25 protein-coding genes are annotated in these 25,053 nt (G+C 71.2%); 11 read left to right on the top strand and 14 right to left on the bottom strand.

Annotation, left to right across the window (positions count from 1 at the left end; translation table 11 throughout):
* Positions 1-3: 3 nt before the first annotated feature.
* Positions 4-702: a hypothetical protein gene (locus IF61_RS0121175; protein ID WP_157848642.1), complete on the bottom strand. Its 699-nt coding sequence runs from the start codon at positions 700-702 to the stop codon at positions 4-6.
* Positions 703-1,185: 483 nt separating this feature from the next.
* Between IF61_RS0121175 and IF61_RS0121170 the strand changes: the two genes are divergently transcribed.
* On the top strand, positions 1,186-2,064 hold the full coding sequence (locus tag IF61_RS0121170; RefSeq protein ID WP_030368050.1) for an NAD(P)-dependent oxidoreductase: 879 nt from the start codon (positions 1,186-1,188) through the stop codon (positions 2,062-2,064).
* 192 nt (positions 2,065-2,256) lie between these two features.
* On the opposite strand, the gene IF61_RS0121165 is transcribed toward IF61_RS0121170, so the two are convergent.
* Entirely contained in the window at positions 2,257-3,282 is a 1,026-nt protein-coding gene (locus IF61_RS0121165; protein ID WP_030368049.1) for an ATP-dependent 6-phosphofructokinase, read from the bottom strand.
* A gap of 296 nt (positions 3,283-3,578) precedes the next feature.
* Here IF61_RS0121165 and pta point away from each other — a divergent pair, with 296 nt between their 5' ends.
* The 3 genes from pta to pyk all read left to right on the top strand — a co-directional run bounded on the left by pta (position 3,579) and on the right by pyk (position 8,497).
* Positions 3,579-5,687: a phosphate acetyltransferase gene (gene pta / locus IF61_RS0121160; RefSeq protein WP_030368048.1), complete on the top strand. Its 2,109-nt coding sequence runs from the start codon at positions 3,579-3,581 to the stop codon at positions 5,685-5,687.
* Between the two features lie 98 nt (positions 5,688-5,785).
* Positions 5,786-6,997 carry an acetate kinase gene (locus IF61_RS0121155; protein ID WP_030368047.1) on the top strand — a complete coding sequence of 404 codons (1,212 nt, stop codon included), beginning with the start codon at positions 5,786-5,788 and terminating at the stop codon, positions 6,995-6,997.
* A gap of 72 nt (positions 6,998-7,069) precedes the next feature.
* Positions 7,070-8,497 carry a pyruvate kinase gene (gene pyk, locus IF61_RS0121150; RefSeq protein WP_030368046.1) on the top strand — a complete coding sequence of 476 codons (1,428 nt, stop codon included), beginning with the start codon at positions 7,070-7,072 and terminating at the stop codon, positions 8,495-8,497.
* 79 nt (positions 8,498-8,576) lie between these two features.
* Here pyk and IF61_RS0121145 read toward each other — a convergent pair whose 3' ends face one another.
* The 4 genes from IF61_RS0121145 to IF61_RS0121130 all read right to left on the bottom strand — a co-directional run bounded on the left by IF61_RS0121145 (position 8,577) and on the right by IF61_RS0121130 (position 12,603).
* Positions 8,577-9,827, bottom strand: coding sequence for a hypothetical protein (locus IF61_RS0121145; protein WP_052392888.1), 1,251 nt, complete (start codon positions 9,825-9,827; stop codon positions 8,577-8,579).
* Positions 9,817-10,344 (bottom strand): DUF6114 domain-containing protein, encoded by a 528-nt coding sequence (locus IF61_RS36590; protein ID WP_078660382.1) that lies wholly within the window; start codon positions 10,342-10,344, stop codon positions 9,817-9,819. Before IF61_RS36590 ends, IF61_RS0121145 begins: the two co-directional genes overlap by 11 nt.
* A 92-nt stretch (positions 10,345-10,436) precedes the next feature.
* A complete protein-coding gene (locus IF61_RS0121135) occupies positions 10,437-11,078 on the bottom strand; it encodes a DUF6230 family protein (protein ID WP_030368043.1) in 642 nt (213 codons plus the stop codon).
* A 556-nt stretch (positions 11,079-11,634) separates the two neighbouring features.
* Complete coding sequence (locus tag IF61_RS0121130; RefSeq protein ID WP_030368042.1) at positions 11,635-12,603, bottom strand: tetratricopeptide repeat protein; 969 nt, start codon at positions 12,601-12,603, stop codon at positions 11,635-11,637.
* A 273-nt stretch (positions 12,604-12,876) separates the two neighbouring features.
* On the opposite strand from IF61_RS0121130, the gene IF61_RS0121125 reads away from it, so the two are divergent.
* A complete protein-coding gene (locus IF61_RS0121125; protein ID WP_030368041.1) occupies positions 12,877-13,515 on the top strand; it encodes a TetR/AcrR family transcriptional regulator in 639 nt (212 codons plus the stop codon).
* Positions 13,516-13,589: 74 nt separating this feature from the next.
* On the opposite strand, the gene icmA is transcribed toward IF61_RS0121125, so the two are convergent.
* The 5 genes from icmA to IF61_RS0121100 all read right to left on the bottom strand — a co-directional run bounded on the left by icmA (position 13,590) and on the right by IF61_RS0121100 (position 18,037).
* Entirely contained in the window at positions 13,590-15,290 is a 1,701-nt protein-coding gene (gene icmA, locus IF61_RS0121120; RefSeq protein WP_030368040.1) for a coenzyme B12-dependent isobutyryl-CoA mutase large subunit, read from the bottom strand.
* A gap of 135 nt (positions 15,291-15,425) precedes the next feature.
* Positions 15,426-15,755 (bottom strand): DUF3817 domain-containing protein, encoded by a 330-nt coding sequence (locus tag IF61_RS0121115; RefSeq protein ID WP_030368039.1) that lies wholly within the window; start codon positions 15,753-15,755, stop codon positions 15,426-15,428.
* Positions 15,756-15,812: 57 nt separating this feature from the next.
* Complete coding sequence (locus tag IF61_RS0121110; protein WP_052392904.1) at positions 15,813-16,367, bottom strand: MarR family winged helix-turn-helix transcriptional regulator; 555 nt, start codon at positions 16,365-16,367, stop codon at positions 15,813-15,815.
* Positions 16,368-16,410: 43 nt separating this feature from the next.
* Complete coding sequence (locus IF61_RS0121105) at positions 16,411-16,788, bottom strand: hypothetical protein (protein WP_030368037.1); 378 nt, start codon at positions 16,786-16,788, stop codon at positions 16,411-16,413.
* A gap of 31 nt (positions 16,789-16,819) precedes the next feature.
* A complete protein-coding gene (locus tag IF61_RS0121100; protein WP_052392887.1) occupies positions 16,820-18,037 on the bottom strand; it encodes an MFS transporter in 1,218 nt (405 codons plus the stop codon).
* 98 nt (positions 18,038-18,135) lie between these two features.
* Here IF61_RS0121100 and IF61_RS0121095 point away from each other — a divergent pair, with 98 nt between their 5' ends.
* Positions 18,136-19,122 (top strand): ArsR/SmtB family transcription factor, encoded by a 987-nt coding sequence (locus IF61_RS0121095; protein WP_030368036.1) that lies wholly within the window; start codon positions 18,136-18,138, stop codon positions 19,120-19,122.
* A 101-nt stretch (positions 19,123-19,223) separates the two neighbouring features.
* Entirely contained in the window at positions 19,224-19,478 is a 255-nt protein-coding gene (locus tag IF61_RS0121090; RefSeq protein WP_030368035.1) for a type II toxin-antitoxin system Phd/YefM family antitoxin, read from the top strand.
* A 133-nt stretch (positions 19,479-19,611) separates the two neighbouring features.
* Here IF61_RS0121090 and IF61_RS0121085 read toward each other — a convergent pair whose 3' ends face one another.
* Complete coding sequence (locus tag IF61_RS0121085; RefSeq protein WP_030368034.1) at positions 19,612-19,908, bottom strand: MTH1187 family thiamine-binding protein; 297 nt, start codon at positions 19,906-19,908, stop codon at positions 19,612-19,614.
* Positions 19,905-20,249: a DUF3817 domain-containing protein gene (locus IF61_RS0121080; RefSeq protein WP_030368033.1), complete on the bottom strand. Its 345-nt coding sequence runs from the start codon at positions 20,247-20,249 to the stop codon at positions 19,905-19,907. The genes IF61_RS0121085 and IF61_RS0121080 overlap by 4 nt, the downstream gene beginning before the upstream one ends.
* A gap of 173 nt (positions 20,250-20,422) precedes the next feature.
* On the opposite strand from IF61_RS0121080, the gene IF61_RS0121075 reads away from it, so the two are divergent.
* The 4 genes from IF61_RS0121075 (at position 20,423) to IF61_RS0121060 (ending at position 23,057) form a co-directional block, all read left to right on the top strand.
* Entirely contained in the window at positions 20,423-21,061 is a 639-nt protein-coding gene (locus tag IF61_RS0121075) for an AIM24 family protein (protein WP_030368032.1), read from the top strand.
* Entirely contained in the window at positions 21,061-21,711 is a 651-nt protein-coding gene (locus IF61_RS0121070; protein WP_030368031.1) for an AIM24 family protein, read from the top strand. Before IF61_RS0121075 ends, IF61_RS0121070 begins: the two co-directional genes overlap by 1 nt.
* Positions 21,712-21,716: 5 nt before the next feature.
* Positions 21,717-22,481 carry an AIM24 family protein gene (locus IF61_RS0121065; protein ID WP_030368030.1) on the top strand — a complete coding sequence of 255 codons (765 nt, stop codon included), beginning with the start codon at positions 21,717-21,719 and terminating at the stop codon, positions 22,479-22,481.
* A gap of 99 nt (positions 22,482-22,580) precedes the next feature.
* The gene (locus IF61_RS0121060) at positions 22,581-23,057 is read left to right on the top strand and encodes a MarR family winged helix-turn-helix transcriptional regulator (protein ID WP_030368029.1); all 477 of its coding nucleotides are present in this window, start codon (positions 22,581-22,583) and stop codon (positions 23,055-23,057) included.
* A 51-nt stretch (positions 23,058-23,108) separates the two neighbouring features.
* On the opposite strand, the gene IF61_RS0121055 is transcribed toward IF61_RS0121060, so the two are convergent.
* Positions 23,109-25,007, bottom strand: coding sequence for a transglycosylase domain-containing protein (locus tag IF61_RS0121055; protein WP_245684570.1), 1,899 nt, complete (start codon positions 25,005-25,007; stop codon positions 23,109-23,111).
* Between the last annotated feature and the right edge of the window lie 46 nt (positions 25,008-25,053).

Here is a 25,053-nt window from a genome sequence, read left to right as displayed (position 1 = left end):
GGATCAGATGTTGATGGCGTTCTTGACCCAGTCGGGGCAACGCCCCTGAACGCCCTCGCAGTAGGCGGTGATGACGCCCTTGGGCAGCTGCGGGATTTTGACGCTGAAGTCTACTCCCGCACGGACGGCCTGGACCTTGTCGACGCGGCAGGTCCTGAAGATCCACCAGCCGCTGCACTTCACGTGCAGCACATCGGTGAAGTAGTTCCAGGTGTCCGGATACCCGGCGAACCTCTGTTTCCCCGCGGCTCCCGGGCGCGGGTACTGCGTGGTGGCCTGTACGGCCTTCATGGTGAGGTTGTGCTTCTGCTCTATCTTGGTGAGCCCGAAGCCCTTGTCCCTGACGGGGTCGTAGTACCCGCGCCGCATGTAGACGGTCCAGCCGTCACGGTCCTTCCACTGCCCCACCAGGTCGTCGGGGCCGCTGAGCGTCGCGCTCTCCGTCCCGGCGGTACGGGGCGCCTTCCCGGCGCCGAGCTGATTCACTGCGGAATCCGGTATCCCGTGCCGGCCGAGGTCGGCCAGCCGGAACGACGAATCTCTCGGAATTCCGGATCCGTTGTCGAAGACGGAGAACTCCACGTCTCCGGACGAGCGCTGGGCCGTGGGCGTTGCTGCCATTGCGGACGCCGGCGCCGCCGCGAACAGCCCGGCCGCGAGGCCGAGGGCCGCCGAGGTGACGGCGTACCGACGTGCATTCACCTTACGCATGGTCCCCCTTGAGGTGACTGCCGTGAACTTCCGTTGCCGGACCCTCACGGTGCGATCCGGCCACCAGCAAGCTAGGGAGACCACGCGTGACGCGTCGACCCCTGCAGGGGCGAATCGGCCAGCCATTATTGGCGTCGACAGCAACCACCATGTGCACCACGGGAGTTGCGCGCCGCACAGCTCACGCCCCTGGGGTCACGGCCCGGGGGCAGGTTCCGTTTTCAGCAGGCCCGGGTCTGCAATGTGGCCCAAAAGTTTCGGGGGTACGCCGGCGGCGGACAACAGTGTCCGGGCCGCGGCGGCCGCGCGGATGCGCGAGCCGGACGATCAGCCGTCCTCGGTGCGCAACGGGGGCACTCACCTCCGGGTAAGTAGCCACTTTTTTGTGCGTTCTTGAGGCGCCGGCGTCCGTCCCGCAGTCTGATCAGGGCGCGCCGGACCCGAGAAGACGATCACTGCACATCTGGAGCACGTATGAACAGCACCCCCTCCCCCGTCGCCGTTCTCGGTCTGGGTGCCATGGGCTCGGCACTGGCCACCGCGTTCCTGACCGCCGGCCACCGGACCACCGTATGGAACCGCACCCCCTCCCGGGCCGACGCCCTGATCCCCCTCGGCGCGGTGCGTGCCGGCGGCGTCGCGGAGGCGGTGGAGGCGAGCGAGCTGGTGGTCGTGTGCCTGCTCGACCACGCCTCCGTGCGCGAGGTCCTGGCCCCCGTGGCCGGCCGGCTGAAGGGCCGCACCCTGGTCAACCTCACCAACGGCACGCCGGCGCAGGCCCGCGAGACGGCCGCGTGGGCGGCCGGGCACGGGATCACGTATCTGGACGGCGGCATCATGGCCGTGCCCCCGGGCATCGGCACGGAGCAGGCGTTCGTCCTCTACAGCGGGCCGAGGGAGGCGTTCGACGCGCACCGGCCGGTGCTGGAGCGCCTGGGCGCGGCGCACTTCGCCGGCGCCGACCCGGGGCTGGCGGCGCTGCTCGACATCGCGTTGCTGAGCGCGATGTACGGGATGTTCGCGGGCGTCTTCCACGCGCTGGCGCTGGTGGGCACGGAGGAGGTGCCGGCGGAGGAGTTCGCGCCGATGCTGAGCGCCTGGATCGGGGCGATGGCGGCGGGCATCCCGCACTACGCCCGGCAGATCGGGTCCCGCGAGTACGCGGACGGCGTGGTGTCCAACCTGGCGATGCAGTCCGCCGCCTTCGGCAACCTCCTGCAGGCCGCGGAGGACCAGGGCCTCAGCCCGGAGCTGATCGCCCCGCTGCAGTCGCTGATGGCCCGCCGGGTGGCCGGGGGCCACGGCCACGAGGACGTCACGGGCATCGTGGAGCTGCTGCGGAAAAGCGCGTGAGGGAGTGCCCGTGAGGGAGTGCCCGTGAGGCCTTCACCGGGCGAAGCCGCAGACCGGTGGTGCCGCCATGCCGGCTCCGGCAGCCACGCGCCCCGCCCGGCGCGGCACCAGCCACCCCGGCGGACACGGCGAGGCCCCCGCCGACCACAGTCGGCGGGGGCCTCGTAAGCCTCGTAAGAGAAAAGCCAGGGCCTAGAAGACCGACTCCGCCTCGTCCATCCGGCTCTCCGGCACCCGCTTGAGCTCCGTGACCGCGTCGGCGATCGGCACCATCTTGATGTCCGTGCCCTTCAGCGCGGTCATCTTGCCGAAGTCGCCGCGGTGGGCGGCCTCGACCGCGTGCCAGCCGAAGCGGGTGGCGAGGACGCGGTCGTACGCGGTGGGCGTGCCGCCGCGCTGGACGTGGCCGAGGATGACCGGGCGGGCCTCCTTGCCCAGGCGCCGCTCCAGCTCGGTGGCGAGCTTGGTGCCGATGCCGGCGAAGCGCTCGTGGCCGAACTGGTCTATGGCGCCCTTGGCGTACTCCATCGACCCCTCGGCGGGGTGGGCGCCCTCGGCGACGCAGATGACGGCGAACTTCTTGCCGCGGGCGAAGCGCTCCTCGACCATCTTCACGAGGTCGTCGACCTCGAAGGAGCGCTCGGGGAGGCAGATGCCGTGGGCGCCGCCGGCCATGCCGGACTCCAGGGCGATCCAGCCGGCGTGCCGGCCCATGACCTCGACGACCATCACCCGCTGGTGGGACTCGGCGGTGGTCTTCAGCCGGTCGATGGCCTCCGTCGCGACGCCGACGGCGGTGTCGAAGCCGAAGGTGCGGTCCGTGGAGGAGATGTCGTTGTCGATGGTCTTGGGGACGCCGACGACGGGCAGGCCCGCGTCCGACAGCATCCGGGCCGCGGTCAGCGTGCCCTCGCCGCCGATCGGGATGAGCACGTCGATGCCGTACTCGCGGGCGAGCTCCTTGGAGCTCTCGCAGGCCTCGCGGAGGCGGGCGCGCTCCAGGCGGGAGGAGCCGAGGATGGTGCCGCCGCGGGCCAGGATGCCGCTGACCGCCTCCAGGTCGAGCTTGCGGTGCCGGCCGTCGAGCAGGCCCTTGAAGCCGTCTTCGAAGCCGATGACCTCGTCGCCGTGGCCGACGACCGCGCGGTGCACCACCGAGCGGATGACAGCGTTCAGGCCGGGGCAGTCGCCGCCTGCGGTGAGAACTCCGATGCGCATCGCGTGCTGTGTCTCCTGCTCTGGGGTCCCCCCTACCGAGGGTAAGGGGATGGTACATGTGAGCCGGGCCGATTGTTTCACGGCCCGATGGGTACCGGCACACCCCTGGGTGGCGCCGGGCCCCGACCTCCGCCCCTGCGGTGCGCTCCCGCCTGCTGACGCGCGCCTTATCCAGGGGCGCAGGTATTGTCAAGAGGTCAAGCCCACCATAACGGGTAATTTTTAAGGCGTAGAACACGGCGTGGAACACGCCGGAGCACACCGAAGAACACGGCGATGGAGCAAGGAGAGCACGCGTGACGCGCAGCGTGTACGTGACCGGTACCGACCGGGGCGACGGCCGCCAGGTCATCGAGCTGGGAGTCATGGAGCTCCTCACCCGGCAGGTGGACCGGGTGGGCGTCTTCCGCCCGCTCGTGCACGGCGACGGACCCGACCGCCTCTTCGACCTGCTGCGGTCCCGCTACCGGCTCGGCCAGTCCGCCGAGTCGGTGTACGGCATGAGCTACGGCGAGGCCTCCGCGCTGCAGGCCGAGCGCGGCACGGACGAGCTGGTCTCGCGGCTGGTCGAGCGCTTCCACGCGGTCGCCCGCGATTACGAGTACGTGCTGGTGCTCGGCACCGACTACGTCGGCTCGACGCTCCCCGACGAGCTGGCCCTCAACGCCCGCCTCGCCAACGAGTTCGGCGCCTCGGTGATCACGGTCGTCGGCGGTCAGGACCAGACGGCCGAGTCCGTACGGGCCGAGGCCCGCAACGCCTACCGCGCCTACGAGGCCCTGGGCTGCGACGTCGTCGCCCTGGTCGTGAACCGGGTGGCCCCCGCCGACCGCGAGGCCGTCGGCGAGCGCCTCTCGGCGAGCCTTCCCGTCCCCTGCTACACGCTCCCCGAGGAGGCCGGGCTCTCCGCGCCGACCGTGGCGCAGATCGTCCGCAAGCTGGGCGCCGAGGTGCTGCTCGGCGACGACGCCGGGCTCGCCCGCGACGCCAAGGACTTCGTCTTCGGCGGTGCCATGCTGCCGGCCTTCCTGCCCGCCCTGACCGAGGGCTGCCTGGTCGTGACCCCGGGCGACCGCGTGGACCTGATCGTCGGCGCCCTCGCCGCGCACAGCGCCGGCGCCCCGCCGATAGCCGGCGTGCTGCTGACCCTGGACGAGAAGCCGGGCCCGGACATCCTGGCCCTCGCGGACCGGCTGGCCCCGGGCACCCCGGTCGTCTCGGTGCCGGGCGGCTCCTTCCCGACCGCGGCCGAGCTGTTCGCGGTCGAGGGCAAGCTGGACGCGTTCTCGCCGCGCAAGGCGGAGACCGCCCTCGGCCTGTTCGAGCGGCACGTCGACACCGCCGAGCTCACCAACCGCATCGCCGTGGCCCGCTCCAGCCGCGTCACCCCGATGATGTTCGAGCACGAGCTGATCGAGCGCTCCCGCTCGGCCCGCCGCCGCATCGTCCTGCCCGAGGGCACCGAGGAGCGCGTGCTGCGCGCCGCCGACGTGGTGCTGCGCCGCGACATCTGCGACCTCACGCTGCTCGGCGAGGAGGGCGCGATCCGCAAGCGCGCCGGCGAGCTGGGCATCGACCTGGCCGCGGCGCAGATCATCGACCCGCAGACCTCCCCGCTGCGCGAGCGCTTCGCCGAGATCTACGCCAAGGCCCGCGCCCACAAGGGCATGACCGTCGAGCTCGCGCACGACGTGGTCACCGACGTCTCCTACTTCGGCACGCTGATGGTCCAGGAGGGCCTGGCCGACGGCATGGTGTCCGGCGCGGTGCACTCCACCGCCGCCACCATCCGCCCCGCCTTCGAGATCATCAAGACGGCGCCGGGCGCCCAGATCGTCTCGTCCGTCTTCTTCATGTGCCTGGCCGACCGGGTGCTGGTCTACGGCGACTGCGCGGTCAACCCCGACCCGAACGCCGAGCAGCTCGCGGACATCGCCATCCAGTCCGCCACGACCGCCGCGCAGTTCGGCGTGGAGCCGCGGATCGCGATGCTGTCGTACTCCACCGGCACCTCCGGCTCCGGCGCGGACGTCGACAAGGTCCGCAAGGCCACCGAGATCGTCCGTGAGCGCCGCCCCGACCTCAAGGTCGAGGGCCCGATCCAGTACGACGCCGCCGTGGACGCCGCGGTCGCCAAGACCAAGCTGCCCGGCTCGGAGGTGGCGGGCAAGGCCACCGTGCTGATCTTCCCCGACCTCAACACCGGCAACAACACCTACAAGGCCGTCCAGCGCTCGGCCGGCGCCGTGGCCGTCGGCCCGGTCCTGCAGGGCCTGCGCAAGCCCGTCAACGACCTCTCCCGCGGCGCCCTGGTGCAGGACATCGTGACCACGGTCGCGATCTCCGCGATCCAGGCCCAGGGCGAGCGCCGCGACGGAACCGCGCCGGACGTGCCCGCCGTCTGACGCCCGTACGGCCGTACGGGACCACCGCCCGGTCCCGTACGGCCGGCCCACCGCCCCCCACCCCCGACGTCGAGACCCCCACACACCGGAAAGCGTTCATGACTGCCAACCCCACCCGAGTCCTCGTCCTCAACTCCGGCTCCTCCTCGGTCAAGTACCAGCTGCTCGACATGGCCGACGGCGCCCGGCTGGCCGCGGGCCTGGTCGAGCGCATCGGCGAGGAGACCTCCCGCCTCGTGCACTCCCCGCTCGCCACGGGCGGCGACAAGCGCGAGACGGAGGCGCCGATCGCCGACCACGAGGCCGCGCTGCAGGCGGTCGCCGCGGAGCTGGCCGCGGACGGGCTGGGCCTCGACTCGCCGGAGCTCGCCGCGATCGGCCACCGGGTGGTGCACGGCGGCCAGAAGTTCACCGCCCCCACCGTGATCACCGACGAGGTGCTCGCCGAGATCGAGCGGCTCGTGCCGGTCGCCCCGCTGCACAACCCGGCCAACATCACCGGCATCCGCACCGCGCAGGCGCTCCGCCCCGACCTGCCGCAGGTCGCCGTCTTCGACACCGCCTTCCACACCACGATGCCGGAGGCCGCGGCCCGCTACGCCATCGACACGGCCACGGCCGACGCCCACATGGTGCGCCGCTACGGCTTCCACGGCACCTCGCACGCCTACGTCTCGCGCGAGACCGCGAAGCTGCTCGGCAAGGACCCGTCCGAGGTCAACGTGATCGTGCTGCACCTGGGCAACGGCGCCTCGGCCTCCGCGGTCGAGCGCGGCCGGTGCGTCGACACCTCCATGGGCCTGACCCCGCTGGAGGGGCTGGTCATGGGCACCCGCTCCGGTGACCTGGACCCGGCGGTCCTGCTCCACCTGTCCCGCAACGCCGGGATGTCCACCGACGAGATCGACGCGCTGCTCAACAAGAAGAGCGGCCTGATCGGCCTGTGCGGCGACAACGACATGCGCGAGATCCGCCGCCGCATCGACGAGGGCGACGAGCAGGCGAAGCTCGCGTTCGACATCTACGTGCACCGGCTGAAGAAGTACATAGGCGCCTACTACGCCGTCCTCGGCAAGGTCGACGCCGTGGCCTTCACCGCCGGCGTCGGCGAGAACGCGGCCCCGGTCCGCGAGGCCGCCGTGGCGGGCCTTGCGGAGCTCGGCCTGGCCGTGGACGCCGGCCTGAACGCCGTGCGCTCCGGCGAGCCGCGCCTGATCTCCCCCGAGTACGCCCGGGTCGCGGTCGCCGTCGTGCCCACCGACGAGGAGCTGGAGATCGCCACCCAGACGTACGACCTGGTCAGCGCTTGATCGTCGGCCGTTACTAGGTCGTTCCCACAGCTCGAATATTCCGCTCCGAAACAAACCGATAGGATCTGCCCCATGCGCCGTTCCAAAATCGTCTGCACCCTGGGCCCCGCCGTCGACTCCTTCGAGCAGCTGAAGACGCTGATCGAGGCCGGCATGAACGTGGCCCGCTTCAACATGAGCCACGGGACCCACGCGGAGCACGAGGAGCGGTACCACCGTCTCCGCAAGGCCGCCGCGGAGACCGGCCGGGCGGTCGGCGTCCTCGCCGACCTGCAGGGCCCGAAGATCCGTCTGGAGACCTTCGCGGACGGCCCGGTGGAGCTGGTGCGCGGTGACGAGTTCACCATCACCACCGAGGACGTCCCCGGCGACAAGACGATCTGCGGCACGACCTACAAGGGCCTGCCCGGCGACGTCTCCAAGGGCGACCAGGTCCTGATCAACGACGGCAACGTCGAGCTGCGCGTCACCGAGGTCGAGGGCCCGCGCGTGCGGACCATCGTCATCGAGGGCGGCGTCATCTCCGACCACAAGGGCATCAACCTGCCCGGCGCGGCGGTGAACGTCCCGGCGCTGTCCGAGAAGGACGTCGAGGACCTGAAGTTCGCCCTCGCCATGGGCTGCGACATGGTCGCCCTGTCCTTCGTCCGCGACGCCAAGGACGTCCTCGACGTCCACCGCGTCATGGACGAGGTCGGCCGCCGGGTCCCGGTCATCGCCAAGGTCGAGAAGCCGCAGGCCGTCGCCAACATGCAGGACGTCGTCATGGCGTTCGACGGCGTGATGGTGGCCCGTGGCGACCTGGCGGTGGAGTACCCGCTGGAGAAGGTCCCGATGGTGCAGAAGCGCCTCATCGAGATGTGCCGCCGCAACGCCAAGCCGGTGATCGTCGCGACCCAGATGATGGAATCGATGATCACCAACTCGCGGCCGACCCGCGCCGAGGCCTCCGACGTCGCCAACGCCATCCTCGACGGCGCCGACGCGGTCATGCTCTCCGCCGAGTCCAGCGTCGGCGCGTACCCGATCGAGACCGTCAAGACGATGTCCCGCATCGTCGAGGCGGCCGAGGAGGAGCTGCTCTCCAAGGGCCTGCAGCCGCTGGTCCCGGGCAAGAAGCCGCGCACCCAGGGCGGCTCGGTCGCCCGCGCCGCCTGCGAGATCGCCGACTTCCTCGATGCGAAGTCGCTGGTCGCCTTCACCAAGTCCGGTGACACGGCCCGCCGCCTGTCCCGCTACCGCGCGAAGCAGCCGATCCTGGCCTTCACCACGGACGCCTCCACCTGCAACCAGCTCACGCTGAGCTGGGGCGTCGAGACGTTCGTCGTCCCGCACGTGGAGAACACGGACGCGATGGTCGACCTGGTCGACGCGGAGCTGCTGAAGCTCAAGCGCTACAACGACGGCGACACCATGATCATCACGGCGGGTTCCCCGCCCGGCGTCCCCGGCACGACGAACATGGTGCGGGTGCACCACCTGGGCGGCGAGAGCCGCTAGGTTCCCCGCTTCCCCGACGGCCGTGGCCGCCGTCCCCTCGCGGGGGCGGCGGCCACGGCCGTGTCTGCGTGTGCCGGCTCTACGGGTACGTGCCGTCGGTCATGTACTGGTGCAGGTTCGGGATGTGCAGCGTGCCGCCGAACTGCCCGGCCTGACGGATCTTGACGTTGGTGTAGAAGACCGGGATCGGCAGCTTCAGCCCGGGTATCAGCGGCGGCGGGATGCCCGGCGAGTGGGTCGCCGGGATGATCCCGAGGAGGTTGCCCTTCAGCTCCTCGGTGTACATGGTGATCTTCCCGCCGGTGACGGTGGACTCGGTGCCGATGCCCGCCACGTGGTACTGCTTGCCCTGGCTGTTGACGATCTGGTGCAGGTCCTTGATCGCCAGGGAGTCGGCGGTGAACTTGAGGACGTCCTTCTTCTGCCCGTTCACCATGGTGATCTTCTTTACGCCCTCGTAGGTCAGCCCGGTGAGGGTGAGCTTGCTCGCCTCCAGGTACCAGGGCTGGTTGGGGAAGGCGCGGTGCTCGTTCTCGTCCACGACGGTGCCTTTGGGGCAGGGCGGCAGCGAGCCGTCCCCTGCTTCCGGCACCGCCGAGGGCGAGGTGGAGCCGGAGGGGTCCGGGCTCGGCGACGTGGACGGCCCCGCGGACGGGGCGTCCTTGCCCTCGTCCCCGGCCTTGGCCGCGCCCTTGTCCCCGTCCTTCCCGGAGGGCTTCTCCGCCGGGTCCTTCCCTGCCTTGCCGGGATCCGCCGAGGGCTTGGGCGCGGGCGCCGAGGACGCCGGGCCGGGGGAAGCCGCCGGAGGAGCCGGCTTTCCGCCGCCGGTCAGGATGTCGTGCAGCTTGTCCCCGAGGCCCAGCGGGTCGAGGGGGTTGGCGGCCTTCGACGCGGAGGGGGAAGGGGAGGGAGCCGGGGACGGCGAGCCGGACGGTGCGGCGGGCTTCGGAGAAGCGGACTTCTCAGGAGCCGCCGGCTTCTCGGGCTTCTTCTGCTTCTCGGCAGGCGCGGAGGCACCCGCGCTCGGCGCCGTGCTCGGGCCGCTGCCGGGCTTTCCGCTCGGCTTCTCGCTCGGCCTGCCGCTCGGGTCGGCCGGCTTCCCCGCGTCCGGGCTCCCGCTCTCCGCCACCGTGTCCGGCGCCGTGGCGCAGGCGCCGTCGAACAGCTTCTTGGGCGCGGGCTTGGCGGCGGCCAGCGTCGGGGTGAGCCCCATGCCCATGAGCACGGCGCTCGGCATCGCCACGAGGGCGACGGCCTTGCCCGCCGGCATGTGCAGCCGGGCGAGCAGCGGCTTTCTCGGCGCGGCGTGGCGCGGCCCGTCAGTCGGCACGGTGACCTCCGTCCGTTGCGCCGGCGTCCCCGGCGTCCCCGGCCGCCCCAGCCGCCCCGTCATCGTGCTTGCTGAGCGAGACGGCCGGCTCCGGCTGCGGCCGTGCCGCGGCGGCGGCCGGCCTGCCGGGCGCCCAGGAGACGCCGAGGGCTCCGCCGATGAGAGCGAGCAGGAAGCCGACGAGGAACGCGCCGAAGTTGGAGACCACGAGCGAGACCAGCGCGAGCAGGATGGCCGCGACCCCGGCGAAGATCCGCGACTGCTGCTGGAACCAGAGCGTCAGGCCGAGGACGACCAGCAGCACCCCTATGATCAGCGAGCCGGCGCCCGCCGTGGTGGCCATGCGGATGTGCAGATCGCCCAGCGTCATGGTCTGGTAGGGGATGTACATGATCGGGAATCCGGCCAGCAGGGTCCACAGACCGCCCCAGAAGGGGCGTTGCCAGCGCCATTCCCGGAACGAACGGCGGGCGCGGCCGACTGGACTGATCTGCTGGGGTCGCGTGTCGACGCTCATGTCGTACAGCTCCTCGGGGGCATGTTCTTCGGTACGGCGCGGACGCGGTACGGGTGCGGGAACTCCCGTCCCGTACCGGCCCGTTCAGCGTGTCAACCCTTGGGCACGTTGCACTGGGCCTTGCCCCAGTTGATGCCCATGTGCAGACCGGGGAGCGTGAACGTTCCGGCCGAGGTGGCCCAGGCCTTCTGGTCGACGCTGTCGAACCAGACCTCGTCCGCCTGCTGGGCGAACGAGCCGGGCACGTGCGCGCCCTCGCCGTTCTTGCCCGCACCGGCCGGGCCCGGGCCCTTGGTCGTGTTGTCCACGGACACGCCGATGTCGACGTTCTTGAACGTGGCGTTGGCCTTCATGTCCTCGGCGTCGATGTACAGCTTCGACGCCGTGACCTGCTTGTCGCCGCCCGCCTCCAGCTTCATCGTCACCTCTTTGCCGATGAGCGGGATGGGGACGGTGACGGCCTGGCAGAGGTTGTTGATCTGCGCCTCTTCGATGCCGACGACGGCGACGGGCTTGGCGCCGGCCTTCGTCTGGTCCAAGGCGCCGTACTGGACGAACCCGGTGCCGTGCAGCTTCCCTGCGGTCACCTGGAACTGCTGGCCCGACACGCTGAACGACGCCGCCAGCGCACCCTGTGCGATGGCGACCCCGATCGCGGCCGTCGCCGCGACGCTCGGCACCATGACGACGGCGAACCGCCGCCATCTGGTCCCACCGCGAGTCAAAGACTCCATGACTTGCCTCCTTCTCGGACGTACATCTCCGGCTCGGGCTCCGCGTCGCGGATCCGCGCCCGGGGATGGGAGACGTGCTACGTCCTCGGGAAGGAGAGCGCCGTCCGGCGACGCCGAACGCCTCCGGGAACACCGGCGATCACCCCCGAGCGACAACCACTTGGCCACGCCTTTCGCGCAACCTCCGGGACAGGCCCTGCCGGAGTGCGGCGGGGACCCCCCTGCCCCTGAACCGGCCCGCACGGGGCCGGTCCGCCCGGCGGGGACCCGCTCCCCCGACACCGACCGGCTGTCAGGTTGGGGAAATGGACCGAGCGTGGCCGATCGTGGTGCATTCGCGGCTGCCGCACAAGAGGTTCATTACTAGCGAGTAACGAGCCGATAACCGCGGGGCGTCCGGTGTGCATCGGCGGGCGGGGCGAGGTCGCCCCACCGTGTCCGGAGAGAAGGGGAGATACGCGAAAAACCCGGGCGAAAGCCCGGGCTTTTCTTACTCGCAGTAACGGAGGCCGCTTTCACCAAGTTTTGGTAAAGCGATGCCGTTGAGTCATGTGGGTCAGAACAGCGCGCGAGAGAGCGCGGTCCGCGCGGCACTCACCCGCGGGTCGTCCGCCCCGATCACCTCGAAGAGCTCCAGCAGCCGCACGCGGGCCGCGTTCCGGTCCTCGCCCGCCGTGCGCCGGACCGTATCGATCAGCCGGCCGAAGGCGTCCTCGACATGGCCGCCGACCAGGTCCAGATCGGCCGCGGCGATCTGCGCCCGCACATCACCGGGGGCGTCCGCCGCGGCCCTGCGGACCGCCTGCGGGTCGACGCCCTGGACACGCTGGAGGAGCTCGGCCTGCGCGAGGCCCAGCTTCGCCTCCGGGTGGGCCGGGTCCTCGGCCAGCACGTTCTTGTACGCCTGGACGGCGCCGCTCAGATCGCCCTTGTCCAGCGCCTCGTGCGCGAGGCTCAGCACGCCGTCGTACGGGCCGACGGGCTGCTCCGGCTCCGGAGCGCCCTCCTCGGCGGCCCCGGCGGAGACGGGCGCGCCGATGATGCCGAAGCGCTCCTCGGCCACCTGCACGAGCTGGTCCAGCACCTGACGGATCTGCGCCTCCGGCGCGGCGCCCTGGAACAGCGGCAGGGCCTGGCCCGCCACCACCGCGAAGACCGCGGGGATCGACTGCACGCCGAACTGCTGGAAGAGCATCTGATTGGCTTCGACGTCGACCTTGGCGAGCACGACACGGCCCGCGTACTCGGCCGCCAGCCGCTCCAGCAGCGGGCCGAGCTGCTTGCACGGCTCGCACCAGTCGGCCCAGAAGTCGATGACGACGGGCACCTCGGCGGAGCGCTGCAGGACCTGCGTCTCGAAGCCGGCCTCGTCGACGTCGAAGACGAGGCGCCCCGCGGCGGCGGGCGGCGCACCCCTGCGGGCGGCCTCGGCGCGCGCCTGCTCCGCCTTCTGCTTGGCTTCCCCGGCCGCCTTCACCGCGGCGAGGTCGACCACTCCACTCATGGACATGTTCCGTGGCTGCATGGGCCTATCCTCCCCCCTCCGCGCGCGAACCGGAAAAATAGCGGTGGCGTGCGACACCGGGTCCCCACCCGGCGTCCGTGGTTGTCGCTCTTACGCTACGAGCCGTAGCGTAACTCGATCCGCCCGGCCGACGGGAGGCCCGCGCCGATCTTTTCGGCGATCTGCCTCATATGCGTCCGTGATCTGCCTCATACGCGCGGGACTTCCTCGCCACGGGCGGACGGCGCCCCGCGGCTTCCTCGCCGCCCGGCTACTCAGCGGTAAGGTCGGGGGGTGACTCCCGCCCCATCAGTCGGGCGCCGCGCCACGAGCGGTGGCCGCACCGGCCGCCCGCGCAGCCCCGAGGCCGACCGCGCGATCCTCGACGCGACGCGCGCCGCGCTGGTCGAGCTGGGCTGGGGAAAGCTGACGATGGGCGACGTGGCCGCCCGCGCGGGCGTCGCCAAGACCACGCTCTACCGGCGCTGGGCGGGCAAGAGCGAGCTCGTCGTGGACGCGGTGGCGGCGCTCTTCGACGAGCACCTCGAACTCCCGGACCGGGGCAGCCTCCAAGCCGACATCGAGGGCGTGGTGCTGCAGTTCGCCGCGCTGCTGGAGCGGCCGGAGACGAAGACGGCGCTGATGGCGGTGGTGGCGGAGTCGACGCGGGATGAAGCGCTGAGGCAGCGCATCCGCTCAGCGATCGTGGACCGCCAGAAGCGGTTGGTTCTGCTGGGCCGCGAACGGGCGCAGGCCCGCGGCGAGCTGCCGGGCGAGGAGGATTCTGCCGCGGCAGCCCGCAACGCGGACCTGATCTTCGATGTGATCGCGGGTGCGGTCGTGCACCGCACGCTGGTCAGCGCGGAACCGGTGGACACGGCGTGGGCGCGAGAGTTCGCGGCACTGCTGGTGGCGGGCCTGAAAAATCTTTAGCCCGTCCGGGGGCACCTCCCAGCGGTAGCTGGGGGAGATTGGGGACCGGGGTCCGGGGCGGGGCCCCGGGACGCTCAGAAGCCCGCCGGCTCCACGTAGATCCCCCACTCGTCCCGCAGGGCGTCGCAGATCTCGCCGAGCGTGGCCTCGGCCCGGACCGCCTCCAGCATCGGCCCGATCATGTTCGAGCCGTCCCGCGCGGCGGCCAGCATGGCCTCCAGGCAGGCCCGTACGCGGGCGTCGTCCCGGCCGGACTTGCGGCCGGCGAGGACGCGGACCTGCTCGCGCTCCACCTCGTGGCTGACGCGCAGGATCTCCAGGTCGCCCGTCACCGAACCGTGGTGGCAGTTGACGCCGACGACCCGCTTGTCGCCCTTCTCCAGGGCCTGCTGGTAGCGGAAGGCGCTCTCGGCGATCTCGCCGGTGAACCAGCCGTCCTCGATGCCGCGCAGGATGCCGGAGGTGATGGGACCGATGGGGTGCTTGCCGTCGGGGTGGGCCCGTGTGCCCCGCTCCCTTATCTGCTCGAAGATCTTCTCGGCGTCGGCCTCGATCCGGTCGGTGAGCTGCTCGACGTACCAGGCGCCGCCGAGCGGGTCGGCGACGTTGGCGACGCCGGTCTCCTCCATCAGCACCTGCTGGGTGCGCAGCGCGATCTCCGCGGCCTGCTCGCTGGGCAGGGCGAGGGTCTCGTCGAGGGCGTTGGTGTGCAGGGAGTTCGTACCGCCGAGGACGGCGGCGAGGGCCTCCACGGCCGTCCGCACGACGTTGTTGTACGGCTGCTGGGCGGTCAGGGAGACGCCCGCGGTCTGGGTGTGGAAGCGCAGCCACTGCGCCTTCTCCGACGTCGCGCCGTAGACCTCCTTCATCCAGCGGGCCCAGATGCGGCGGGCCGCGCGGAACTTGGCGATCTCCTCGAAGAAGTCGACGTGGGCGTCGAAGAAGAAGGACAGGCCGGGCGCGAAGGTGTCCACGTCGAGGCCGCGGCTGAGGCCCAGCTCCACGTACCCGAAGCCGTCGGCGAGGGTGTACGCGAGCTCCTGCGCGGCCGTGGCCCCGGCCTCCCGGATGTGATAGCCGGAGACGGACAGGGGCTTGTAGGCGGGGATGGTGCGGCTGCAGTGCTCCATCAGGTCGCCGATGAGGCGCAGGTGGGGCTCGGGCGGGAAGAGCCACTCCTTCTGCGCGATGTACTCCTTGAAGATGTCCGTCTGGAGCGTGCCGTTGAGCACGGCGGGGTCGACGCCCTGCCGCTCGGCGGCCACGAGGTACATGCAGAAGACGGGCACGGCGGGCCCGCTGATGGTCATCGACGTCGTGACGCCGCCGAGGGGGATGTCCTTGAAGAGGACCTCCATGTCGGCGGCGGAGTCGATGGCGACGCCGCAGTGGCCGACCTCGCCGAGCGAGCGCGGGTCGTCGGAGTCGCGGCCCATGAGGGTGGGCATGTCGAAGGCCACGCTGAGCCCGCCGCCGCCGTTGGCGAGGATCATCTTGTAGCGCTCGTTGGTCTGCTCGGCGTTGCCGAAGCCCGCGAACTGGCGGATGGTCCAGGTGCGGCCGCGGTAGCCCGTGGCGTACAGGCCGCGGGTGAAGGGGTACTCCCCCGGCCAGCCGATGCGCTCGAAGCCCTCGTAGGCGTCGCCGGGGCGGGGGCCGTAGACGGGGGCGACCTCGTCGCCGGAGAGGGTGGTGAAGTCGGCCTCGCGCTTGCGCGCGGCGTCGAACCGGGCCTGCCAGCGGCTGCGCCCCGCCTCGATTGCGCTTGCGTCCATGGTGGTCTCGTCTGCCTCTCCGTGCCCCGTTGCGCGAAATTTAGTAGGACGTCCTAGTAAATTTTCGCGCAAGAGCGCCCCGAACACAAGGGGTGTCCGGGGCGCGGCGCGGTTCCGGCGTTCGCCGGGGTGGCGTCAGGCGGTCGCCTGCGCGGGCGCACCCTCCAGCAGGGGCTCGACCTCGCGCACGACCTGCCGCTCGACGAAGAACGCGGCGGTCGGGATGGTGCCGGAGACCAGCACCCACAGCAGCTTGCCGAACTTCCAGCGCGCCTTCGAGCCGAGGTCGAAGGCGAAGACCAGATAGATGATGAAGAGCACGCCGTGGATCTGCGAGATCACGAGGGTGGCGTTCGCGCCGGTGTCGAAGCCGTACTTGAGGACCATGCTCGCGCAGAGCACCAGCAGCATCACGGCAGTGGCGTAGGCCATCACGCGGTATCGGGTCAGGACGCTCTTCTTCATGGCAACGAGCGTAACCGGCCGATCCGGGGCGATCTTCGCCGCCCCGCCCGCGTGGGGCTAAGCGCCTCCGCCGTCCCTCTCGCCGCCCTTCTCTCCGTCCTTCTCGTCGTCCTCGAAATCACCCGCCGCCACCCGCAGGGGCCGCAGCATGTCGAAGATCTCCCCGCACTCGTCCGCCCCGTACGTCCCGAGGCCGAAGTCCATCGCCATCAGGTCGCGCGTGGCTGCGTCGACCGCCTCGCGCCCCTTCTCCGTGATCGACGCGAGCGTGCCGCGGCCGTCCTTGGGATTGGGCCGCTTGGCGACGAGCCCGGACGCCACCAGCCGGTCGACGGTGTTGGTCACCGACGTCGGATGCACCATGAGCCGCTCGCCGATCTTCGACATCGGCAGCTCCCCGGCCTTGCTGAACGTGAGCAGCACCAGCGCCTCGTAGCGCGCGAACGTCAGCCCGTACGGCTTGACCACCGCGTCGACCTGGCCCAGCAGGATCTGATGCGCCCGCATGATCGACGTGATCGCGGCCATCGACGGCACGGAACCCCAGCGCTGCTTCCAGAGCTCATCGGCTCGGGCGATGGGGTCGAAGGGGAGGCTGAGCGGCTTGGGCACGGTCACGAGCCTACAGTTCGGTCACTGCGCGGACGGGCGTATCTCAGATCCCGGACGCCGCGGAACGGCCCGGCTCCGCGGCCACGGCGGCGGCCTCGCGCACCAGCCGCACCGCCGTCGCGAGGCTCAGCCCGCGCTCCGCCTTGCGCAGCGCCTTGATGGCGTGGAGCTCCTGGCTACGCGCGTCGACCCCGGCCTCGGCGAGGATGCCGCGCACCCACTCCGCCCGGACCTCGCGCTCCGGCCGGGCCGCGTGCGCGGCGATCAGCGCGGCCGCGCGCTCCAGGCCGGGCCGCTCCTCGGCGCCGGCGGTCGCCAGCGCCTCGCGTATCGCCTCGGCGGCCGCGTGCGAATCGCGCAGCACCACGACCTCGAAGTCGGCGCCGGACTTCTTCGTCCCGCCGGTGAACACGTCGAGCATGGCAACTCCCCCTGCAGACCTTGATCGTGGATCACCGAGAGCCTACGACAAGCCGCACGACGCTCCCGACCACGAGGGTTCCGATCAGGCCGCTGCCCGCCACGACCCAGTGCACCGGGATGTACTCCGCGGCCGCCCCCGCCAGCGCCATGCCCAGCCCCTGCACGGTCATCGTCCCCGCCGTCTGCAGCGTCAGCGCCCGCCCGCGCAGCTCCTCCGGGACCGCGGCGACGAACCACTGGTCGAGGCCGAGCGTGTACGCGGCTCCCAGGCCCGCCAGCGCCACGGCGAACAGGGCCCGGCCGAGCGACGGCCTCAGTGCGTAGAGCAGGAACGGCAGCAGCAGCACGGCCGCCGCGGGCAAGGTGATGCGCTCCCGGCCGCGCGGGCCCAGCAGCGACCCCGCCAGCACCTCACCGAGGATCGTCCCCACGGGCATCCCGCACATCAGCAGACCCACGCCGACCGTGCCGGCGCCGATCGCGTCCGCGTACGGGGCCGCCAGGGACTCCGGCGCCACGAGGAAGAACGGCGGGCACCAGGAGAGGAGCAGCAGGGCGCGGATGCGGCGGTCCGCGAGGAGCTGCCGCGCGCCGGACAGCGAGGCGCCCACGACGTCCGCTCCCCCGGCCGCCCGGCCCGGGCGGCGCCGCGTCCCGAAACGCAGCAGCAGCGCGGAGGCGAGGAAGCCCGCGACCGTGCAGAGGAGGGCCGTGCGCGGAGGAACGGCCGTCAGCAGCAGCCCGCCCGCCGCGAACCCCGCGAGCTGCGCGCCCTGCGTCACGATACGGATCAGCGACCGGCCGAGGACGAACAGCTCGCCCTCGCCCAGCACGTCCCCGAGCGTCGCCGACCTCGTCCCCGCCAGGACGGGCCCGATCAGGGCGCTGAAACACCGCATCGCGAGCAGCACCGCCACCGGCGCGCCCGGCAGCGCCGTCACCACCGCGCTCGCCGCGCAGAGCAGGTTGCAGACGACGAGCACACGGCGGGCCGGATAGCGGTCGGCGACCCCGGCGAACAGGGTCCCGCCGAGCAGGTACGGCAGAAACCCGAGCGCGAACGCCAGCGCGCTGAGCAGCGGCGACCCGGTCACCCGGTAGACGAGCACGGACAGGGCGAGCTCCCCGGTGACGAGCCCGAGGAGCGAGAGCAGGTGCGCCGCGAACACGGCACGGAACTCGCGCACGGCGAGAACGGCGCGGTAGCCGGCGGGGCCGCCGGATAGGGACTCTGCAGCGGATGTCATGCGCGGAAGCGTGCGCGGGCGGCCGCCGCGGACCGTACTCTTTCGGCTCCAGCCGAAGGAATGGGCGCCGGCCGGGGCGGCCGGAAAGGGTGGCCGGCATGCCGCTGCACATGCACTTCGCCCCCGACGACCTGCTGCGCTGCCGGTTCGGGATCTCCCCGCTGTGGGAGACCCACCAGTGCCTCTACACCCTGCTGCGCCCCGAGCGGCACGGCTACCACCTGCCGTGGGTGCGGCGCGGGCGGGAGGCCGCGGCCGGGCTCGACCTGACGCTACTGTCCCTGCTGATGCCCGGCAGGGGCCACCATCCGGACTTCCTCTGCCCGCCGCCCGAGGGCCCGCTGGAGTCGATCGAAGACGAACTGGCGCGCGTACGGGCCACGGACCCGGCGGTGGCCCGGGACGACTTCGCCCGGTCACTGGCTTGCACCCCGGGCGCGGCCGGCTCACCGGCGGGCCGGGCGATCCTCGCCGACCCGGAAGGCGCCGTCCGGCAGCTGACGGCGCTCTTCGAACGCGCCTGGCACCTGCTGCTCGTGCCGGACTGGCCGCGGCTGCGCGCGCTACTGGAAGCCGACGTGGCGTTCCACGCGCGCCGCCTGGCGGACGGCGGCCTGGAGCGGCTCTTCGCGGACCTGCACCCGTCACTGGCGTGGGCCGACAACACGCTGACGGTCAGGCACCGCACCGACCACACCCGGTCGCTGGGCGGGCGCGGCCTGATGCTCGTCCCGAGCGTGTTCGCCTGGCCCGACGTGATCGGGGGCTTCGCGCCGCCCTGGCAGGCGACGGTGGTCTACCCGGCGCGCGGCATAGGCGGACTGTGGGCGGAGCGGGATCCGCGGGCCGCGGACGCGCTGGTCCGCCTCCTGGGCCCCAACCGCGCGGCCCTCCTGGCGGGCCTGACGGAACCGGCCTCGACGACGACCCTGGCCGGCCGCCACGGCCTGGCCCCGTCCTCGGTCTCCGCCCACCTCTCGGTACTCCGCGCGGCAGGCCTCCTGACCTCCCACCGGCAGAGCCACCAGGTCCTGTACGAGCGCACGCCGCTGGGGGCGGCCCTGGCGGCCAACGCACATGCGTAAGCCTTCAGACCCGCGCCTCCTATAGCACGGACCTCAGCCCGCCGGGGCGCGTTTCCCGGAACCACCGACCCTGAAGCCGTGTGAAGAGTACGGTTCTGTACATGAGTGAGACCTTGTCGATCACTGAGGCGCGCGCCCGTTTCGGCTCTCTGGTCCGACGGGCCTCGCACGCCCGCGAACGCATCACGATCACCGACCACGGTCAGCCCGCAGCCGTGCTGATCAACCCCGAAGAGCTCGCCGACATCGAGGACGCTCTCGCACTGGCTCAGTACCGGGAGCGGCAGGCCGCCGGCACGACAGCCGGCATCCCGCACGAGGAAGTGCGCGCACTGCTCGGCCTGGAGCGTGAGTGACCTTTCAGATCATCTGGGAGCCGCCCGCAATCGACGCCTCGGCCGGATCGGCTGACACACACCGGTAACGGCGAACGGCCCGGTCCGGGCGCGTAAACGCGCTCCGGACCGGGCCGTTTCCCGCTCGCTGAGGTCAGCCCTCGGCGAGGTACCGCTCGACCGTCTCCACCTTCGACGTCAGGCCGTCCGTCACGCCCGGGCGGATGTCCGCCTTCAGGACCAGGGAGACCCGTCCCGCCCGCGCCTCGACCGCCGCGACGGCGCGCTTGACGACGTCCATGACCTCGTCCCACTCGCCCTCGATGGACGTGAACATCGCGTCCGTACGGTTCGGCAGGCCGGACTCGCGGACCACGCGCACCGCGTCCGCCACGTACTCGCCGACGTCCTCGCCCACGCCCAGGGGCGACACCGAAAAGGCGACGATCATGCGTTGACCACACCCTCCTTGCGGGCGCGGGCGGCGATGACGCTCGCCTCGGCCTCGCGGCGCAGCATGCGCTCGGCGAAGAAGCCGCCGGTCGGCAGGACGGAGAGGACGAAGTAGAGGGCCGCGGTCTTCAGGGGCCACTTGGTCTTGTTCCAGGCGTCCAGCCAGAAGAGGACGTAGATGACGAAGAGGATGCCGTGGACGGCGCCCATCACCGGTACGGCGTTGAAGTCCGTCGTGCGCTTGAGCACGGAGCAGACGATCAGCAGCAGGAAGGAAACGGCCTCCGGGGCGGAGACCAGGCGGAGCCGGCGCAGGGCGGAGGCGGTCTTGATGTCCACGGGGGTACGCACCTTCGTGAGTCAGTGGCTGGGCAGTGGCGGTACGACTACAGCTTGTGAGGGCATTCACAAGCTGGTCCATTGTTGCAGCCTCGTCCCGGATGCCTGAATCCGGGGCCGTTCCGGGTCCGAGGCCCTGTCGGACCGGCGAGTCCGCCCTATAGCTTCGTCCCGTGGCACAGTTTCGGCTCCAGGGGAGCAAAGTCCTCGCCGTCGACCTGACGGGCGACGCGGTCAAGGCCAAGAACGGGTCGATGGTCGCGTACGAGGGCGACATGACGTTCAAGAAGATGACCGGCGGCGGTGACGGCCTCCGCGGCATGGTCACGCGCCGGCTCACCGGCGAGCAGATGGAAGTGATGGAGGTGAAGGGGCACGGCACCTGCTACTTCGCCGACCGGGCGACCGAGGTCAACCTGGTCTCCCTCCGCGGCGAGACGCTCTACGTGGAGGCGAGCAACCTCCTCGCCGCCGACGCTTCCCTGCGCACCGGCACGACGTTCACGGGCCTGCGCGGCGCCTCCCAGGGCAACGGCCTCTTCACGACGACCGTGGAGGGCACGGGCCAGGCGGCGATCATGTCGGACGGCACGGCGATCGTCCTGCGCGTGACCCCGTCCACCCCCCTGCAGGTCGACCCGGGGGCGTACATAGCCCACACCGGCAAGCTCAAGCAGCACTTCCAGTCCGGGGTCAACTTCCGCACGTTCATCGGCGAGGGCTCCGGCGAGGCCTTCCAGATCCGCTTCGAGGGCGAGGGCCTCGTCTACGTCCAGCCCAGCGAGCGCACGACGTTCGGAGGTGACGTTTAATGCCGTTCCGGCCTCTGAACTCCCGCATGGTCGAGGCGACGATCATGCCCGGCCAGCGCCTCTTCAGCCAGCGCGGCGCCATGCTCGCCTACAAGGGCGACGTCTCCTTCACTCCGTCCATCACCGGCGGCCAGGGCGGCGTGCTGGGCATGATCGGCCGCCGCGTCGCCAATGAGGCCACTCCGCTGATGACCGTGGAGGGCAGCGGCACGGTGATGTTCGGCCACGGCGGCCACCACGTGCACGTGGTGGAGCTGTCGGGCGAGACGCTCTACGTGGAGGCGGACCGCCTGCTCGCCTTCGACGGCTCCCTGCAGCAGGGCACCATGTTCATGGGGTCGCAGGGCGGCGTGATGGGCATGGTCCGCGGGCAGGTCACCGGCCAGGGCCTGTTCACGACCACGCTCAAGGGCCACGGCGCGGTCGCCGTGATGGCCCACGGCGGCGTCATCGAGCTGCCGATCCGCTCCGGCCGCCCCGTGCACGTGGACCCGCAGGCGTACGTCGCGCACCGCGGTGACGTCCGCAGCAAGCTCTCCGCGGCCCTCGGCTGGCGCGAGATGGTGGGGCGCGGCTCCGGGGAGGCCTTCCAGCTGGAGCTGTCGGGCGAGGGCACGGTGTACGTACAGGCCAGCGAGGAGAAGCTGTGAGCACGGTGAACGGTCCGGTCGTCTTCGACGCGCACACCCTCCCGGCCGACGACAACGTCAATCCGTACGCCTTCAGCGTGGACCTGGACGGCCAGTGGTTCCTGCAGAAGGGCAAGATGATCGCCTATTACGGGCACATCGACTTCCACGGCATCGGCCACGGCCGCCTCGACCGCCTCATCGCCCACAGCTTCCACTCCCCGCTGCACGCCGCGGACTGGGTGGTCGCCGAGGGCAAGGGCAAGATGCTGCTCGCCGACCGCAGCTTCGACGTCAACTCCTACGACCTGGAGGACGGCAACCTGACGGTGCGCTCGGGCAATCTGCTGGCGTTCCAGCCGTCGCTGTCGCTCAAGCAGTCGATCGTGCCGGGCTTCCTGACGCTGATCGGCACGGGCAAGTTCGTGGCGGCCTCCAACGGCCCGGTCGTCTTCGTCGAGCCGCCCATCCGGGTGGACCCGCAGGCCCTCGTCGGCTGGGCGGACTGCCCCTCCCCCTGTCACCACTACGACCACCACTACCTGCGGGGCGTGCTGGGCGGCGTGCGGGCGTTCACGGGGCTGGGCGGCACCTCGGGCGAGGAGCACCAGTTCGAGTTCGTGGGTGCCGGTACGGTGCTGCTGCAGTCCACCGAGCAGCTGATGGCCGAGATCCCCACCGGCGAGACCCCGGACCAGGCGGGGGTCCCGCACGCAACCCCGTCGAATCAGCCATCTATGCCCCGGATGCCGGGCCAGCTCGGAGACCTCCAGCGCCGCTTCGGGCTGTGAGCGGTACTCTGCGGAGTGTGACGTCGAACATGTGACCTCGCGCTCCGCACCTACAGTGGTTAATCTTTCAACTTTCTTAGGTAGAATTCCTCTATGTCTATGGACACCGAGAACGGCACCCGCTGGCTCAGCGAAGAGGAACAGCGCGCCTGGCGCGCCCACCTGGACGTCAGCCGCCTGCTGATGCACCAGCTCGAACGGGACCTGCAGCCGTTCGGCCTCACCAACAACGACTACGAGATCCTGGTCAACCTCTCGGAGTCCGAGGACCACCGGATGCGGATGAGCGACCTCGCCACCGCCACCCTGCAGTCGAAGAGCCGTCTCTCGCACCAGATCACCCGCATGGAGAACGCGGGCCTGGTCCGCCGCGAGAACTGCGAGTCGGACCGCCGGGGCCTGTACGCCGTCCTCACGGAGCACGGCTGGGACACGATGCGCCAGGTGGCCCCGCACCACGTCGCCTCGGTGCGCGAGCACTTCATCGACCTCCTGGGCGAGGCCGACCTCAAGTCGCTGTACGCCTCGCTGACCCCGGTGGCCCAGCACCTCCGCTCGCTCCGCGGCCGCGCCTGAGCCCGGGCCGGGGGCCGCGCCCGAGCCCGGCCCCCGCCCGGTCCGCCCGCGTCAGGGGCGGTCCGCCGCCCCTGTGTAACCGGCCCAGATGCGGGCCGGGAAGACGGTGCCGCGCCGGGAGTCCTCACCTCCCACCGCGGTCATCGGCAGGAGCGGCCCCCCGTCCGGCTTCGTGCGGAACATGGTGACGGCCGTGGACATGCTGTCCGTGTAGCCCACGTACCAGGCCGAGTTCATCCGGTCCTGGTCGCCGGTGCGGGCCGCCGCGTGGCCCTCCGGGGTGCGCAGTGCCTCCGTGACCTCCTCCGCGGTCTCCTTCGACAGGGCCCGCCTCGCCTTGGCACGGCTCTCGAACCCCCCTACCGAATGGCCGTCCTTGACGACCTTGGTCACCGAGTAGGGGTCGTTCTGCAGGCCCCGGCCGGCGAACGTGCCGTACGCGGCGGCCATGCGCACGGCGCTCGGCGTGGACGAGCCGATGGGGAAGGACTCGTCCAGGGCGGCCATGCTGCCCTTGAGGAGTCCGGTGCGGACGGCCGTGTCCCGGACCTGTGCCGTCCCGGTCTCCTTGCCCAGGCGGACGTACGTGGCGTTGCCGCCGGACGTCAGCGCCCGGCGCAGGGTCGGGTGGTTCTCGTCGGGGCCCGCTCCGGAGCCGGACTGCAGCTTGCCGGCGTCGTCGTAGTAACTGTCCGCGTCCTTTCCGCCCTCCAGGGCGGCGGCCAGGACGAACGGCTTGAACGCCGAGCCCACGGGGACGCCCGAGGTGTCGGCGTTGTTGGCGAAGTGCTTCGTGGCGTCGGGCCCGCCGTAGAGGGCGAGGACGGCGCCGTCCGAGGGGCGCACGGAGGCCGCTCCGACCTGGACGTCCGTGTCGGTCTCCGGGCGCTTGCCGGGGTCGATGTCCTTGGTGACGACGTCGTCCACGGCCTGCTTCAGCCGCTGCGTCCGGTTCTTGTCGAAGGTGGTGTGGATCCGGTAGCCGCCGTGGGCCAGGTCCTGCTCGGTGAGCATGGCCCGCTGCTTGATGTACTTGTTGGCGACGTCGACGAGGTAGCCGGTCTGGCCGCGGAGCCCGCCGGCCATGGACGGCTTGCGGGGCTCGGGGAAGTCCCGGTACGTGTCCCGTTCGGCGCGGGACATGCGGCCGGTCCGCACCTCCCGGTCGAGGATCCACTTCCAGCGGTCCACCGCCCGCTCGTGGTTGCCCGCACTGACCGACGGGTCGTAGAGCTCGGCCCCCTTCAACAGGGCCGCCAGCATGGCACTCTGACTGGGATTCAGTTTCTTTGCGGGAATGCCGTAGTAGGACTGGGCCGCGGCCTCGATCCCGTACGCCCCGCGCCCGAACCAGCTGGTGTTGAGGTAGCCCTGCAGGACCTCCTGCTTGCTCTTGGTCCGGTCCACCTTCAGGGCGATGACGAGTTCCCTGACCTTCCGGGTGGCCGTCTGCTCCTGGGAGAGGTAGGTGTTCTTCACGTACTGCTGGGTGATCGTGGAGCCGCCCTGGGTCTCCTCGCCGCCCGCCGTGCTGGCGAAGGCCCGCAGGATGCCCTTGAACGACACTCCGCGGTCACGGTAGAAGCTCTCGTTCTCGGCGGCTATCACCGCGTTCTGCGCGGACTCCGGCACATCGGACAGGCGGACGATGGTGCGGTTGACCTCGCCGACGCTCGCGAGCTGCGAACCGTCCGACCAGTAGTAGGTGTTGGCCTCCTGGCGGGCCGCCGCGTTCTCGTCGGGGATGTCGACGGTGGCGTAGACGTACGCGAACAGGCCCGTCGCGCACGCGAGGAAGAACAGCACCGTGCCCAGCCACTGCCGCCACGACGGCAGCCAGCGGCGCACGCCGCGTCTCCCCTGACGCGGGTAGTCGACGAAGCGCTTGCGGGCTGCAGGCTCCTCCGTCCTGCGGCGGCGGGGACGCAGCTTGTGCCGGTTCTTGCTCAAGGGCTGATCGCTCTCGACGGGAACGGGGTACGTCGGTGGAGACGAT

The organism is Streptomyces roseoverticillatus, from assembly GCF_000719265.1.
GTDB lineage: Bacteria > Actinomycetota > Actinomycetes > Streptomycetales > Streptomycetaceae > Streptomyces > Streptomyces roseoverticillatus.
The sequence above is the reverse complement of the archived record's forward strand: the minus strand, read 5'-3'. Positions and strand labels throughout refer to the sequence as shown.

Coding starts and splice junctions, on each gene's coding strand:
- IF61_RS0121170 (WP_030368050.1), top strand. CDS start 1,186: ATGAACAGCACCCCCTCCCCCGTCGCCGTTCTCGGTCTGGGTGCCATG.
- IF61_RS0121165 (WP_030368049.1), bottom strand. CDS start 3,282: ATGCGCATCGGAGTTCTCACCGCAGGCGGCGACTGCCCCGGCCTGAAC.
- IF61_RS0121155 (WP_030368047.1), top strand. CDS start 5,786: ATGACTGCCAACCCCACCCGAGTCCTCGTCCTCAACTCCGGCTCCTCC.
- pyk (WP_030368046.1), top strand. CDS start 7,070: ATGCGCCGTTCCAAAATCGTCTGCACCCTGGGCCCCGCCGTCGACTCC.
- IF61_RS36590 (WP_078660382.1), bottom strand. CDS start 10,344: ATGAGCGTCGACACGCGACCCCAGCAGATCAGTCCAGTCGGCCGCGCC.
- IF61_RS0121135 (WP_030368043.1), bottom strand. CDS start 11,078: ATGGAGTCTTTGACTCGCGGTGGGACCAGATGGCGGCGGTTCGCCGTC.
- IF61_RS0121130 (WP_030368042.1), bottom strand. CDS start 12,603: ATGCAGCCACGGAACATGTCCATGAGTGGAGTGGTCGACCTCGCCGCG.
- icmA (WP_030368040.1), bottom strand. CDS start 15,290: ATGGACGCAAGCGCAATCGAGGCGGGGCGCAGCCGCTGGCAGGCCCGG.
- IF61_RS0121115 (WP_030368039.1), bottom strand. CDS start 15,755: ATGAAGAAGAGCGTCCTGACCCGATACCGCGTGATGGCCTACGCCACT.
- IF61_RS0121105 (WP_030368037.1), bottom strand. CDS start 16,788: ATGCTCGACGTGTTCACCGGCGGGACGAAGAAGTCCGGCGCCGACTTC.
- IF61_RS0121100 (WP_052392887.1), bottom strand. CDS start 18,037: ATGACATCCGCTGCAGAGTCCCTATCCGGCGGCCCCGCCGGCTACCGC.
- IF61_RS0121095 (WP_030368036.1), top strand. CDS start 18,136: ATGCCGCTGCACATGCACTTCGCCCCCGACGACCTGCTGCGCTGCCGG.
- IF61_RS0121090 (WP_030368035.1), top strand. CDS start 19,224: ATGAGTGAGACCTTGTCGATCACTGAGGCGCGCGCCCGTTTCGGCTCT.
- IF61_RS0121085 (WP_030368034.1), bottom strand. CDS start 19,908: ATGATCGTCGCCTTTTCGGTGTCGCCCCTGGGCGTGGGCGAGGACGTC.
- IF61_RS0121070 (WP_030368031.1), top strand. CDS start 21,061: ATGCCGTTCCGGCCTCTGAACTCCCGCATGGTCGAGGCGACGATCATG.
- IF61_RS0121060 (WP_030368029.1), top strand. CDS start 22,581: ATGGACACCGAGAACGGCACCCGCTGGCTCAGCGAAGAGGAACAGCGC.